The organism is Erwinia piriflorinigrans CFBP 5888, from assembly GCF_001050515.1.
In the GTDB taxonomy this organism is placed as follows: Bacteria; Pseudomonadota; Gammaproteobacteria; order Enterobacterales; family Enterobacteriaceae; genus Erwinia; species Erwinia piriflorinigrans.
The window spans coordinates 14626-28489 of sequence record NZ_CAHS01000017.1; the positions used below are offsets into that span (position 1 = coordinate 14626).

Below are 13864 nucleotides of genomic sequence, written 5' to 3' on the forward strand. Positions count from 1 at the left end.
AATAATCCTGTTTTAGTCAAACTCTAGTTCCACCTGCTCCGATCCTATCAACGAGCGCAGATCGTTTAACAAACGATCGCTCGGTGATACGCGCCAGGTTGCACCGAAGCGCAACTTTGCCCGCGCATCCTCTCTCTGATAGTAGAGATGTACCGGAATTGTCCCCGAACGATAAGGCTCAAGGGATTGACGGAGACGGTTTAAAAGCTGGTCATCAATTTGCCTGTCCGTCAGCGAGATAGCAAGCCCGCGCGCATATTTTTCGCGTGCTTCATCGATGTCCATCATATCGCGGGCCATCATTTTAAGCCCGCCATTGAAGTCATCGAAGCTGACTTGCCCACTGACGATCAGGATACGGTCTTTCTCCAGCATATGCTGGAACTTGTCTAACGCATCTGTAAATAACATCACCTCCAGACGACCAGAACGATCGTCCAGCGTGCAGATGCCAATACGGTTACCGCGTTTAGTTACCATCACGCGGGCCGCCACCACCAGACCGGCTGCGGTGGTCATTTTTCCACGCTCGGTCGGGTGCATGTCTTTCAGGCGCTGTCCACCGACATAGCGCTCAATTTCTTTCAGATACTGGTTGATCGGGTGACCGGTCAGGTAAAGCCCTAAGGTTTCCCTTTCACCATCCAGCTGGACCTGTTCCGGCCACGGCTTCACGTCTGAGTAGGACTGCTCCACCTGCTCCGGGGCTTCTGCCAGCACGCCGAACATATCCACCTGACCAATCGCCTCTGCTTTCGCGTGCTGGTCGGCGGCTTTTAGCGCATCCGGCAACGCGCTCATCAAGGCGGCACGGTGCGGGCCTAAACGGTCAAACGCACCGGACATAATCAATTTTTCCAGCATCCGGCGGTTCATTTTTTTGGTGTCGGTGCGCGCGCACAGGTCAAATAGCTCGCGGAAATAACCGCCCTCGTTACGCGCTTCGATAATGGCTTCGATCGGCCCTTCACCCACCCCTTTGATCGCGCCGATACCGTAGACGATTTCACCTTCGTCATTGACGTGGAACTGATACAGGCCGGAATTGATATCCGGCGGCAGCAGCTTCAGCCCCATCCGCCAGCACTCATCCACCAAGCCAACCACCTTCTCGGTGTTGTCCATATCGGCGGTCATTACCGCCGCCATAAACTCCGCCGGATAATGCGCTTTCAGCCACAGCGTCTGATAGGAAACCAGGGCGTAGGCAGCGGAGTGCGATTTGTTAAAACCATACCCGGCGAACTTCTCTACCAGGTCGAAAATTTTGATCGCCAGCTCGCCGTCTATGCCGCGCGATTTCGCCCCGTCCTCAAAGCCGCCACGCTGTTTGGCCATCTCCTCCGGGTTCTTTTTACCCATTGCGCGGCGCAGCATATCAGCCCCGCCCAGGCTGTAACCGGCCAGCACCTGGGCTATCTGCATCACCTGTTCCTGGTAGAGGATAATGCCGTAGGTGGGTTCCAGCACCGGTTTGAGCGACTCGTGCTGCCACTGAATATCCGGGTAGGATATCTCTTCGCGCCCATGCTTACGGTCAATAAAGTTATCCACCATGCCGGACTGTAAAGGCCCCGGACGGAACAGCGCCACCAGCGCGATCATATCCTCAAAACAGTCGGGCTTCAGGCGCTTAATCAAATCCTTCATGCCGCGCGATTCAAGCTGGAATACCGCCGTGGTTTCCGAGCGTTGCAGCATATCGAAACTTTTTTTATCTTCAAGCGGGATCGCAGCGATATCTATCGGCGCTTCACCGCTTTTTGCGCGGCGGGCGTTAATCATCGCCAGCGCCCAATCGATAATAGTCAGCGTGCGCAGACCGAGGAAGTCAAACTTCACCAGCCCGGCATATTCGACATCATTCTTATCAAACTGGGTGACCGGATGGTTGCCGTTTTCATCACAGTACAGGGGGGCAAAATCGGTGATTTGCGTCGGCGCAATCACCACCCCCCCGGCATGCTTACCGGCGTTACGCGTCACGCCTTCCAGCTTGCGCGCCATATCGATCAGCGCTTTAACCTCTTCGTCCGCCTCGTAAATTTGCGGCAGCTGCGGTTCGGCAGCAAAGGCCTTTTCCAGCGTCATCCCCGGATCGGGCGGCACCAGCTTGGAGATGCGGTCCACAAAACCGTATGGGTGCCCCAGCACGCGCCCCACGTCGCGGATTACCGCTTTCGCCGCCATCGTACCGAAAGTGATAATCTGGGACACCGCCTTGCGGCCATACATTTCCGCAACGTGCTCAATCACCAGATCGCGTTTTTCCATGCAGAAGTCGACGTCAAAGTCAGGCATCGAAACACGTTCCGGGTTAAGGAAACGTTCGAACAGCAGGTCAAACTCCAGCGGATCGAGATCGGTGATCTTCAGTGCATAGGCCACCAGCGAACCGGCACCCGAACCACGCCCCGGCCCAACCGGCACATCGTTATCCTTAGACCACTGGATGAACTCCATCACTATCAGGAAGTAGCCGGGGAAGCCCATCTGATTGATCACGTTCAGTTCAATGTCCAGACGTTCATCATAGGCAGGGCGGCATTCAGCACGCACCTTCTCGTCCGGGAACAGGAATGCCAGACGCTCTTCCAGCCCCTGTTTCGACTTCACCACGAGGAAATCTTCCGTGGTCATCTCGCCCGTCGGGAACTGCGGCAGGAAATATTCGCCAAGACGTATCGTGACGTTACAACGCCGGGCAATTTCGACGCTGTTTTCCAACGCTTCGGGAATGTCCGAGAACAGCTCGCACATCTCCTCCTCGCTGCGCAGATACTGCTGCGGGCTGTAATGACGCGGGCGCTTGGGATCGTCAAGGGTGAAGCCGTCGTGGATCGCCACCCGGATCTCATGGGCATCAAAGTCCGATTCGGCAAGGAAACAGACTTCATTGGTGGCGACGACGGGCACGCCCTGCGCCACCGCCAGTTCTATCGCCGCGTGCAGATACGTCTCTTCATCGGGACGCCCAGTGCGGATCAGCTCGAGATAGTAGCGATCGGGAAAATGTTGCTGATAAAAGTTCAGGCACTCGTTCACCTGGGTATGGTTACCGCGCAACAGCATTTTGCCGATATCGCCACGGCGACCGCCGGAGAGCAAGATCAGGCCCTGTTGATGCTCGGCCAGCCAGTCACGATCGATGGTCGGCCCCGCTGGCCCGTATCCCCGCTGGTAAGCACGCGAAATCAGCAGCGTCAGGTTTTGATAGCCCTGGTTATCGGCGGCCAGCACGGTCATTTGCGTCAGCTCGTCGCCCATCGCGTCACTACTGACGTTGAAATCCGCGCCGATAATCGGCTTCATGCCCTGGCCGTGCGCCGTCCCGTAAAACTTCACCAGCCCACACAGGTTGGTAAAATCCGTCATGCCGATGGCCGGCATACCCATTTTTGCCGCGTATTTCACCAACGGGCCCGTTTTCGCCAGCCCATCGATCATCGAATAGTCGCTGTGGACGCGTAAATGAATAAAACGAGGTTCGGCCATCTGTGTTCCTGTTAACGCTAGGGAGAAGAATTACAGCGTGCGGGCAGCCGCAGCGGCCAGCTCGGCATCCAGCATCGCATTGCGTACCGGAGCAAAGCTACGGCGGTGCTGAGGCGTTACGCCAAACTGGGCCAGCTTTTCCATATGAACAGCAGTCGGATAGCCTTTATGCCGGGCAAAGCCATACTGGGGATACTGCTGATCCAGTTCGCACATCTCACGATCGCGCGTGACTTTAGCAATGATTGAAGCGGCGCCTATCTCTTGCACCAGGCTATCCCCTTTCACCACCGCCCGGCTTGGCATCGCCAGATGAGGACAGCGATTGCCGTCAATCAGCACAAAATCCGGCGTCAGATGCAATCCGGCCACCGCACGCTGCATCGCCAGCATGGTGGCATGCAGAATATTAAGCCGGTCAATTTCTTCCGGCTCTGCGCGGCCCAGACTCCAGCTAAGCGCTTTATCTTTGATCTCATCGTACAGTGCCAGCCGACGTTTTTCCGACAGCTTTTTCGAATCCCCCAGCCCGACAATCGGTCGGGTGGGATCGAGGATCACCGCAGCGGTAACCACCGCGCCGACCAGCGGCCCACGGCCCACTTCATCAACCCCGGCAATCAGCCGGGCTTCAGGATAGATAAATTCGCTCATCGACACAGCTCCAGTACCGCCGCCGCCGCCTGTTCATCGGCATTCCAGCGGATCTGATGATGCAGCTCGGCAAAGGTGGCCAGCAGCGTATCACGGGTTTCGCCTTCAGCCAGCAGCGGCTCCAACGCAGCTGCCAGCCGCTGCGGTTGGCAGTCATCCTGCAACAGCTCTGGCACCAGTTCACGGCCGGCCAGCAGGTTGGGCAGTGAAACATAATCCGTTTTCACCAGCCGCTTCGCCAGCCAGAAGGTGAAGGGCTTCATGCGGTAGCCTACCACCATCGGGCATTTTGCCAGCATGCACTCCAGTGCGGCGGTGCCGGAGGCCAACAGAGAGGCATCGCTCGCCTGCATCGCCTGGCGGCCTTTGCCATCCAGTAAATGCATCGGCAAATCCGGTGCCACTTCCGCTTTAATCGCTTCAAACTGCGTGCGGCGGCGCGGATTGACCAGCGGAACGACAATTTCCAGCTGCGGATATTTTTTCCGCAGCAGCATCGCCGTTTTCAGGAAATCAGCGCTCAGCATCTCAACTTCGGCACTGCGGCTGCCGGGCAGCAGCGCCAGGCACAGGGCCTGTGGTGCAATGCCCAACTCGCGGCGCACGGCCTGCTTGTCTGGCTCAATGGGCATCGCATCCGCCATTGTGTGGCCGATAAAGCGACACGGCACGTTGAAACGATCGTAGAACGCTTTTTCAAACGGTAAAAATGCCAGCACCAGGTCGGTGGCTCGGCCAATTTTAAACACGCGCTTTTGACGCCAGGCCCAAACCGAAGGGCTGACGTAATGAATAGTGCGGATGCCCTGCTGCTTCAGCCGCCCTTCCAGAGTAATGTTGAAATCCGGCGCATCAATGCCGACAAAGACATCGGGCTTCAGCGCAATAAAGCGGCGGGTGAGATCGCGGCGGATATGCAGTAGGCGGCGCAGGCGGCCCAGCACTTCAACAATGCCCATGACCGCCAGCTCTTCCATCTCATACCAGGCTTCACACCCTTCGGACTGCATCAGCGGCCCGGCTACGCCAACAAAGCGGGCGTCAGGATGTTTCTCTTTCAGCGCACGGATAAGACCGGCACCAAGAATATCGCCGGAAGTTTCTCCGGCGACAAGGGCAATCGTTAAGGGATGCTTTAGCATAAGTTAACGAATCAAGCCCCTTGTAGAACGGGCAAAGAAATCGTAAAACGGCTGAACTTCCGGATGCGCTTGCGCGATTTCAGCGATCTCCGGTTTAACTTCATCCAGCGTCTTACCACTGCGGTAAAGCAGTTTGTACGCGGCACGGATAGCGTGCAGCGCCTCTTTGCTGAAACCGCGTCGTTGCAGGCCGACAAGGTTGATGCCAAAAGGCGTGGCGTGATTGCCCTGAGCTATTACATACGGTGGGACATCCTGGGCAACGCCAGAACAGCCGCCAACCATAACATGCGCGCCAATAATACAAAACTGATGCACCGCCGTCATACCGCCAATGATCGCAAAATCATCAACGATAACATGCCCCGCCAGAGTCGCATTGTTAGCCAGAATGCAGTGGTTACCGACAACACAATCATGGGCAACATGTGCATTCACCATCAGCAGATTGTCATCGCCGACCCGGGTCACCCCGTCCGATTGTGCCGTGCCACGATGAATGGTGACGCTTTCACGAATACGGTTCCGATCGCCGATTTCAACTCGCGTGGGTTCTCCCGCGTATTTCAGATCCTGATTTGCCTCACCGATCGTAGCAAACTGGTAAACCGTATTATCTTTACCGATACGGGTATGACCATTCACCACGACATGCGATTTCAGCGTCGTGCCTTCGCCAATCGAAACGTTCGCGCCAATAACGCAAAACGGACCAATCTGGACGCCAGCACCAATAACAGCACCTTCTTCAACGATCGAGCTTGGGTGGATAACGGCGGTACTATCAATCACGAATTAAGCCTCCCGGCTGCGAGCACACATCATCGTCGCTTCGCAGACAATTTTACCGTCAACGGTCGCCACGCCTTTGAAGCGCGTCAACCCACGGCGGGTTTTTTCGAAGGTGACTTCCATGATCATTTGATCGCCAGGGACGACCGGGCGCTTGAAGCGCGCTTCGTCAATACCGGCGAAATAATACAGCTCGCCCGGGGCCAGTTTACCGACACTTTTAAAAGCCAGGATCCCGGTGGCCTGGGCCATAGCTTCGAGTATCAGCACGCCTGGGAAAATCGGTTTACCAGGGAAGTGTCCCTGGAAAAACGGTTCATTCACCGAGACGTTTTTTACCGCACGCAAATACTTGCTTTCTTCAAACTCAAGAACCCGATCGACCAACAAAAATGGGTAACGATGCGGTAAAAGTTCAATAATCTCTTCAATCTTCAGAGTATGAGTTTCAGTAGTCAAAATACTCTTCCTGTCCTAAAAATCAGATGGCATCAATAACACGGCCTGCAACAATCTGTCGATCGTCCGCAGGCCGCGAATCATTTCTGTGCGCCAGGCTTTCCCTGCTTCGTAGATTTTATTTATGAAGCCGGACAGCGTTGGTGCATGCTCGCTTAGTCTTGCATGACTTTGCGCTCGATGTTTTTTAAGCGTTTGCTTATTTCATCAATGTGCAGCACCAGTGCCGCAGTTTTGCGCCAGGTTTTGTTGGGCTGTAGCGGGATACCGGAGGAGTAAACTCCTGGCTCGGTAATCGGCCGCATCACCATTCCCATCCCGGTAACGGTCACTTTGTCACAAATTTCCATATGACCGTTTATCACGCTGGCACCGCCAATCATACAATAGCGGCCAATTTTGAGGCTTCCAGCCATGATAACGCCACCTGCCACCGCAGTATTGTCGCCAATCACCACGTTGTGTGCAATCTGGCACTGGTTATCTATGATAACACCATTACCGATTTGGGTGTTATCAAGTGCACCGCGATCGATAGTAGTACAGGCACCAATTTCGACGCGATCGCCAATAATTACCGTACCCAACTGCGGAATTTTCACCCAATTGCCGCGATCGTTGGCATAACCGAAGCCATCAGCGCCAATCACCGTCCCCGATTGAATCAGGCAATCGCGACCAATTTGTACTTCATGATAGACAGAAACGTTAGCCCAAAGACGGCTACCTGCGCCGATATGGGTCTTTTTACCAACAAAGCAACCCGGGCCGATAACCACGTTATCGCCGAGCACCACGTCGGATTCAATCACCGCGTTAGCGCCAATCGAGATGTTGTTACCCAGGCGGGCAGTGGCATCAATAACCGCACTCGCAGCTATATTTGTCGCTGGCTGCGGCGTGCTGTCCAGCAGCTGCGCCATACGGGCATAGGTCAGATAAGGGTTTTTAACCACCAGCGCAGCGCCAGGGAAAAATTCCAGATCCGCTTCCGTCAGCACCACGGCTGAAGCCTGACAGGCAGCGAGCTGCTCGCGGTAGCGGCTGTTCGAAAGAAAAGTTATCTGACCAGGTTGGGCGGATTGCATAGAAGCAATGCCGGAGATGGCGATATCGCCATCTCCGTGCAATTCTGCATCCAACTGCTGGGCTAAATCAGCCAGTCGAATTGAAGACATGACTTATTTAACCTGTTTCAGAACATCAGCAGTGATGTCTTTAGATTTAGCAACGTAAGCTACCGCATTCTGATCGACAACCACATCGTAGCCTTCACTATCGGCAACTTTCTGCACGGCGTCCTGAATACGGCTCAGGATTTTATTACGCTCTTCCATCTGGCGACGACGATTATCCTGCTCGAAAGCCTGCGCTTTAGTTGAGAACGCTTCACGCTGAGCCATTACATCTTTTTCCTGACGACTGCGCTCGCTGGCTTTCATGGTTGAGCCATCACGTTGCAGACGCTGCATTTTTGTTTGCAGATCGCGCTCCATACCCTGAAGCTCAGTTGCACGCCCTTTGAATTCATTTTCCAGCTGTTTCGCAACGGTCGCACGCGCTGGTAACTGTTGGAAAATGCTGGAAACGTTCACCACTGCAATTTTATCAGCAGCCTGAGCGCCAGCGGAAACCGCCAGTGCAAGACTCAGACCTGCGGCACACAACAACTTTTTCACTATAAACTCCTTACCATCAACGTTTGTGTCACGGACACATAGGTTGCGCGTTATCGTGGCCTATTAAATGCCACGATATATCGCGCGATACTCTGTTACTCCGCTTCCTTGCAGAACCGAATTACCAAGTTTTACCAATGTTAAACTGGAACTGTTCGGCTTTATCTCCGTCATACTTTTTGAACGGCTGGGCATACGAGAACACCAGCGGTCCAAGAGGTGACATCCATTGCAGGGCCAAGCCCGCAGACATGCGGATGTTGCCCGGTCTGCTGTAGTCAGGAATACCTGCACTGCTGGTCTCTGCGGTATTGTCCCAGTTGGTATCCCAGACGGTACCCGCATCGACAAACAGGGAGGTACGCACTGAATTGGCATACTTCTCACTGAGGAACGGCGTTGGCGTGATCAGCTCGGCACTGGCAACAGCCATCGCGTTACCGCCAACCGCATCGTCAGAACTACAGATTTTAGTGACGTCGCTGCCAGAACAGTTGGAAGAACCATTGTTGTAGTAGGCTGCTTTCGGACCAATGGTATTGGAGCGGAAGCCGCGTACGGTACTGGAACCACCGGCGTAGAAGTTCTCATAGAACGGCAGCTCTTTACCGCTCAAACCACCGCCATAACCAACGCGACCACGACCTAACAGTACCCAAGAATGATCCTGATCCAGCGGCACATACTGCTGCGTATCCAGCGTCGCTTTGTAGAACGCATTATCCGAGCCAGGTATCGTGACCTTACCATTCAGGTTAGTACGGTTACCCGCCGTAGGGAAGAAACCACGGTCCAGCGTGTTATACGTCCAGCCATAGTTAAAGGTGAAGTCGTCCGTCGAGAAGTCTTCATCCGTGGAAAGTGACGGATTCTTCCCGACAGAACGCAGATAACGCCACATCGCCACCTGCGGCTGCATGTTTGACAGGCTGTTATGTACATAGCCTAATCCCACACGCAAGGTGTTATTTTCGTTGACCGGGAAGCCCAGGGTGCCGTCGAGACCATAACTCTTGTTGGTATAGTCTGACAGGTCGGCATCATCGGCCTTAAAGTCGTTATAGAACAGACGTCCACCGAGACTGACGCCATCAACCGTGAAGTAAGGGTCGGTCAGTGAGAATTCCGCATAGGTCTGGTAATCGTTTTTCGTACCGCTAATGCCAACGGTATTACCGGTACCAAGCCAGTTCTCTTGGGTAATTCCCGCCTGGAAGCTGACGCCGCTCTCCGTACCGTAACCGACGCCGAAGTTCAGCGTACCGGTGTTACGTTCTTTGACTTTATACACCACGTCAACCTGGTCGGGTGAACCAGGCACACGCAGGGTATCGGTATCTACCGTTTCAAAGTAACCCAGACGGTTCAGACGATCTTTGCCCTGCTCAACCAGGTCGCTACCTAACCAGGCACCTTCCATCTGACGCATTTCGCGGCGCAACACGGCGTCTTTCGAGGTATCGTTCCCCTCAAAGCGGACTTTACGCACATAGTAGCGGTTACCTGCATCCACGTTGATATGCAGCTTAACGGTTTTGTTGGCATCATCAATTTCAGTCTGAGTCTGCACGCGCGGATAGGCATAGCCGTAACGGCCCAGCAGTTTCTTGATGTCGTCTTCCGTACGGGTGACTTTCGCTCCGTTATACAACTCACCGGGCTTCACTTTGCTCAGCCCTTCAATTTCAGCGGAGTGTCCGGCCAGGTTGCCGCTTACCGCAACGCCTGAAAGCTTATACTGCTCGCCTTCAGTAATGTTAACGGTGATGTAAATGCCTTTTTTATCCGGCGTCAGGCTAACCTGAGTCGAATCAATATTGAAACGAGCATAGCCGCGATCCAGATAGAAGCTGCGCAAGGTTTCAAGGTCACCGGCCAGTTTCTGCTTCTGATATTTACGATCGCCAACCAGGTTCCACCACGGCACTTCATCACGTAGCTGGAAGCGAGAGATCAGTTCGTCCGAGCTGAAAGCCTTGTTGCCCACCACGTTAATCTGTTGGATTTTGGCAGAAACACCTTCGGTAAACACCAGCTTCAGGTCAACACGGTTACGAGGCAATGGCGTGACGACCGCTTTCACGCTGGCGCTGTATTTGCCGACGCTATAGTAGAAGTCTTCCAGCCCCTTCTCGATTGTGCTGACGGTGGTGCGATCCAGGGCTTCACCTACGCGCACGCCAGAGGCTTCAAGGTTCTGCTTCAGCATATCCTCTTTCACCGCTTTATTGCCGGAAAAAGTGATGCTGGCAATGGTTGGGCGCTCTTTGACCTGAACAATCAGCGTGTTGCCATCTCGCAATACCTGAACGTCTTCAAAATTCCCGGTCGCAAACAGTGCACGGATCGTGTTACTGAGATCTTCATCGGAGACGGTATCTCCAACACGGACGGGCATACTGAGCAATGCCGCACCGACGGCGACTCGCTGCAGGCCATCGAAATGAATGTCCTTCACTACGAATCCATCTGCACCGTATACGGTAGCGCTGCTAAGCAGCAGCGACGCTATGAGCAACTTTTTCATCGCCATCGTTGTTATGCATTCTTCCTAGCTGGTTCTCATGAATCCATTGCCTGTTGGCAAATCAAAAACGTGAGAAATCATTGAATAGCGCAAGCCCCATTAACAGCACCAGCACAATTGAGCCGATGCGATAACTGAAGTCCTGAACTCGCTCGGACAACGGCTTTCCTTTGATTTTTTCAATCAGCAAGAAAAGCAGATGCCCACCATCTAACACCGGCAGTGGGAACAGATTGATAATACCGAGGTTCACGCTAATCAGAGCGAGAAACATCAGATAGTAAATCAAACCATATTCCGCTGACATCCCAGCACCCTGCGCGATCGAAATCGGCCCGCTAAGATTGTTCAGCTTCACATCGCCGACAATCAGTTTGCCCAACATATTCACCGTCAGCTTCATCAGTTGCCAGGTTTTCGCGCTGGCTTCACCGATTGCGGCAAACGGTCCATACTGGCGCACCGTTTTGTATTCATCAGGCAGTGGGATAATACGTGGTATCACCCCGGCAAACCCTTCAGCCTTGTTACGAGGATTGGCTTCTGGCGTCAGCGTCAACTGCACCATACTGCCTGCACGCTCCACCTCGATAGCAATCTTTTTTTCCGGATTATCGCGCACCGTAGTGACAAAACTCTGCCACTGGTTCAAAGGCTGACCACCGACTTTAACGATCCTATCGCCAGCTTGCAAACCCGCCCGACTTGCGGCGGAGTTCTTTTGTACCTCAGCCAACACCGATTCGATGCGCGGCCCACGGGGCTGAATGCCCAAGGATGTCACCGGATCCTGCTTATCTGGCTCAAACTGCCAGTGGCGCAGATTTAGGGTCTTTTCACTGGTCTGCTCGGTGCCAAAAGGTGCAAGAGAAATACGGGTATCATCATCCCCGATTCTTGCCACCAGCGCCATGCGCACAGCATCCCAGTCAGGCGTTTCGATACCGTCAACGGCTTTAAGTTCCATACCGGGGGCAATTTGTGCCTCTGCTGCGGGCGAACCGCTTATTATTTCACCAGTGACAGGACGAACGCCGGGCACGCCGATGATAAACACCAGCCAGTAAGCGAAGATAGCAAAGAGGAAATTAGCCGCCGGGCCGGCGCTCACGATAGCCGCACGTTGCAGCACGGTTTTGTTATTGAATGCCTGATGGCGGACTTCAGGTGGCACGCTGGCAACGCGCTCATCCAGCATCTTGACGTAGCCGCCTAGCGGGATCAGGGCGATAACGTATTCGGTACCCTGCTTGTCAAAGCGCCGCCAAAGTGCTTTACCAAAGCCAATTGAGAAGCGCTCGACCTTGACACCGCAGCGCCGAGCCACCCAGAAATGGCCGAACTCATGCACGGTAATTAAAATTCCCAGTGCAACGATAAAAGCAGCAAAACTCCAGAGTACACTCAGCATTGTGTTTCCCTACAATGTTCCAAAGACCAGCAATAACAGACAGGCAAATACCGGTACTGCCGCAGTCAAACTGTCAATGCGGTCAAGAATACCGCCGTGCCCGGGGATCAGGTTACCGCTGTCCTTAATACCCGCCTCGCGTTTGAACATACTTTCCGTTAAATCACCCAGAACGGACGCCAGTGCGGCAGCAATCGAACAAATCAGCAGGGTGGTGAGCGGGACATGCAGTGGCGCAAATTCGCTGAACAGCCAGCAAATTAGTGCTGAAGTCAGTAGCCCTCCGGCGAAACCTTCCCAGGTTTTTCCCGGGGAGACTTTGGGAGCCAGCTTATGTTTTCCAAACAGTTTGCCAAACATATAGGCCCCGGAATCCGCTCCCCAGACCAGAAACATCAGGTAGAGCAGCCACCAGGCGCCAGCAAAATGGTCTGACTCATAGTGATACTGTCGCAGCGTGAGCATGCCCCAAAAGAACGGCACAATGGTTAATAAACCAAAAATCACGCGTAATGGACGCGAATTGCGCCAAAATGAGGCCGAAGAGGGATAGAACAACACCAGAAGCAGCGCAACCATCCACCAGCCAAGGGCCACCCACAGTGAGTCGCTTATCTGTGGAAGATGTACCGAATGCTGGTAGGCCGGCAGTGTGAAAAGCATAAATGCCAATAGCAGACCACAGAGAAGCGCCAGCCAAACGCGCTGCGAACGGGCAGCAAAACCTGCCAGCTGCCCCCATTCCCATGCGGCCAGCATGCTGATGACTAAAATAGTGATGGCAAACCCTAACGGCGGCAGCAAAAACAGCGCTGCAATGACGATGGGAATCAAAATAAACGCGGTAATCAGGCGTGACTTTAACAAATATTACCCCCAGAGCGCTTATGCGCTACCGGGTGTTGCACCGCCAAAGCGACGCTCTCGTTGTGCAAACGCATTCAGTGCACCTTCAAAAACTTGTTCATCAAAATCAGGCCAAAGAGTATCGGTGAACCAGAACTCTGCATAGGCCACTTGCCACAGCAGGAAGTTACTGATGCGATGCTCTCCCCCGGTCCTTATTACGAGATCTACAGGTGCCATATCATTCAGGCAGAGGTGCGTCCCCAGGGTCTCTTCTTCGATTTGTTCCGGACGAAGAAGCCCTCCCTGCACCTGCTCTGCAATTTTTCTAACCCCGTGGATAATATCCCAACGTCCGCCATAATTCGCAGCAATGTTGAGCGTCAGTCCATTATTTTGTTGCGTCAGCTCTTCAGCACGGCGAATGCGCTCTTGTAGCCGGTTATTGAATCGACTGATATCGCCGATAATTTTCAGCCGGACATTATGCTTATGCAAACTCTTCACTTCGCTGTCGAGTGCCCAGACAAACAGCTCCATCAGCGCCAACACTTCCTGCTGTGGACGATTCCAATTTTCACTGCTGAAGGCATAAAGCGTGAGCGCATCCAGCTTGCGGCTGACCGCGAAACTGACGGCACGGCGAACCGATTTCACTCCCGCTTTATGACCAGAAATGCGCAGCTTGCCCTGGTTTTTTGCCCAGCGGCCGTTGCCATCCATAATGATGGCCACATGGCGGGGGCCTGTCCCCTGCGGGTCATCGGTTTGTAATTGATTTTCGGACGACATAACGCGTAATAATTCCTTGGTTCAGAATTCAACAGCTTCTGAAATATATCACCCGCCCGGCGCAAAA

11 protein-coding genes are annotated in these 13864 nt (G+C 53.9%); all 11 read right to left on the reverse strand.

The window, feature by feature from the left end; genetic code table 11:
- Nucleotides 1–12: 12 nt before the first annotated feature.
- Nucleotides 13–3495 carry a DNA polymerase III subunit alpha gene (dnaE, locus tag EPIR_RS13165; RefSeq protein ID WP_023655933.1) on the reverse strand — a complete coding sequence of 1161 codons (3483 nt, stop codon included), beginning with the start codon at nucleotides 3493–3495 and terminating at the stop codon, nucleotides 13–15.
- Nucleotides 3496–3525: 30 nt separating this feature from the next.
- The gene (gene rnhB / locus EPIR_RS13170) at nucleotides 3526–4149 is read right to left on the reverse strand and encodes a ribonuclease HII (RefSeq protein ID WP_023655934.1); all 624 of its coding nucleotides are present in this window, start codon (nucleotides 4147–4149) and stop codon (nucleotides 3526–3528) included.
- The gene (gene lpxB / locus EPIR_RS13175; RefSeq protein ID WP_023655935.1) at nucleotides 4146–5291 is read right to left on the reverse strand and encodes a lipid-A-disaccharide synthase; all 1146 of its coding nucleotides are present in this window, start codon (nucleotides 5289–5291) and stop codon (nucleotides 4146–4148) included. Before lpxB ends, rnhB begins: the two co-directional genes overlap by 4 nt.
- 3 nt (nucleotides 5292–5294) lie before the next feature.
- The gene (gene lpxA, locus EPIR_RS13180; RefSeq protein ID WP_023655936.1) at nucleotides 5295–6083 is read right to left on the reverse strand and encodes an acyl-ACP--UDP-N-acetylglucosamine O-acyltransferase; all 789 of its coding nucleotides are present in this window, start codon (nucleotides 6081–6083) and stop codon (nucleotides 5295–5297) included.
- A gap of 3 nt (nucleotides 6084–6086) precedes the next feature.
- On the reverse strand, nucleotides 6087–6542 hold the full coding sequence (gene fabZ, locus EPIR_RS13185) for a 3-hydroxyacyl-ACP dehydratase FabZ (RefSeq protein ID WP_023655937.1): 456 nt from the start codon (nucleotides 6540–6542) through the stop codon (nucleotides 6087–6089).
- A gap of 155 nt (nucleotides 6543–6697) precedes the next feature.
- A complete protein-coding gene (lpxD, locus tag EPIR_RS13190; RefSeq protein WP_023655938.1) occupies nucleotides 6698–7720 on the reverse strand; it encodes a UDP-3-O-(3-hydroxymyristoyl)glucosamine N-acyltransferase in 1023 nt (340 codons plus the stop codon).
- A 3-nt stretch (nucleotides 7721–7723) separates the two neighbouring features.
- A complete protein-coding gene (skp, locus tag EPIR_RS13195) occupies nucleotides 7724–8221 on the reverse strand; it encodes a molecular chaperone Skp (RefSeq protein WP_023655939.1) in 498 nt (165 codons plus the stop codon).
- Between the two features lie 121 nt (nucleotides 8222–8342).
- Nucleotides 8343–10754 carry an outer membrane protein assembly factor BamA gene (bamA, locus tag EPIR_RS13200; protein ID WP_023655940.1) on the reverse strand — a complete coding sequence of 804 codons (2412 nt, stop codon included), beginning with the start codon at nucleotides 10752–10754 and terminating at the stop codon, nucleotides 8343–8345.
- Nucleotides 10755–10809: 55 nt separating this feature from the next.
- Complete coding sequence (gene rseP, locus EPIR_RS13205; protein ID WP_023655941.1) at nucleotides 10810–12159, reverse strand: sigma E protease regulator RseP; 1350 nt, start codon at nucleotides 12157–12159, stop codon at nucleotides 10810–10812.
- A 9-nt stretch (nucleotides 12160–12168) separates the two neighbouring features.
- On the reverse strand, nucleotides 12169–13026 hold the full coding sequence (gene cdsA / locus EPIR_RS13210) for a phosphatidate cytidylyltransferase (RefSeq protein ID WP_023655942.1): 858 nt from the start codon (nucleotides 13024–13026) through the stop codon (nucleotides 12169–12171).
- A gap of 18 nt (nucleotides 13027–13044) precedes the next feature.
- Entirely contained in the window at nucleotides 13045–13797 is a 753-nt protein-coding gene (gene ispU, locus EPIR_RS13215) for a (2E,6E)-farnesyl-diphosphate-specific ditrans,polycis-undecaprenyl-diphosphate synthase (protein WP_023655943.1), read from the reverse strand.
- Nucleotides 13798–13864: the final 67 nt, after the last annotated feature.

Bases quoted from the DNA above. Each gene is read 5' to 3' on its own strand.
- dnaE (WP_023655933.1), bottom strand. From the start codon at position 3,495: ATGGCCGAACCTCGTTTTATTCATTTACGCGTCCACAGCGACTATTCG.
- rnhB (WP_023655934.1), bottom strand. From the start codon at position 4,149: ATGAGCGAATTTATCTATCCTGAAGCCCGGCTGATTGCCGGGGTTGAT.
- lpxB (WP_023655935.1), bottom strand. From the start codon at position 5,291: ATGCTAAAGCATCCCTTAACGATTGCCCTTGTCGCCGGAGAAACTTCC.
- lpxD (WP_023655938.1), bottom strand. From the start codon at position 7,720: ATGTCTTCAATTCGACTGGCTGATTTAGCCCAGCAGTTGGATGCAGAA.
- bamA (WP_023655940.1), bottom strand. From the start codon at position 10,754: ATGGCGATGAAAAAGTTGCTCATAGCGTCGCTGCTGCTTAGCAGCGCT.
- rseP (WP_023655941.1), bottom strand. From the start codon at position 12,159: ATGCTGAGTGTACTCTGGAGTTTTGCTGCTTTTATCGTTGCACTGGGA.
- ispU (WP_023655943.1), bottom strand. From the start codon at position 13,797: ATGTCGTCCGAAAATCAATTACAAACCGATGACCCGCAGGGGACAGGC.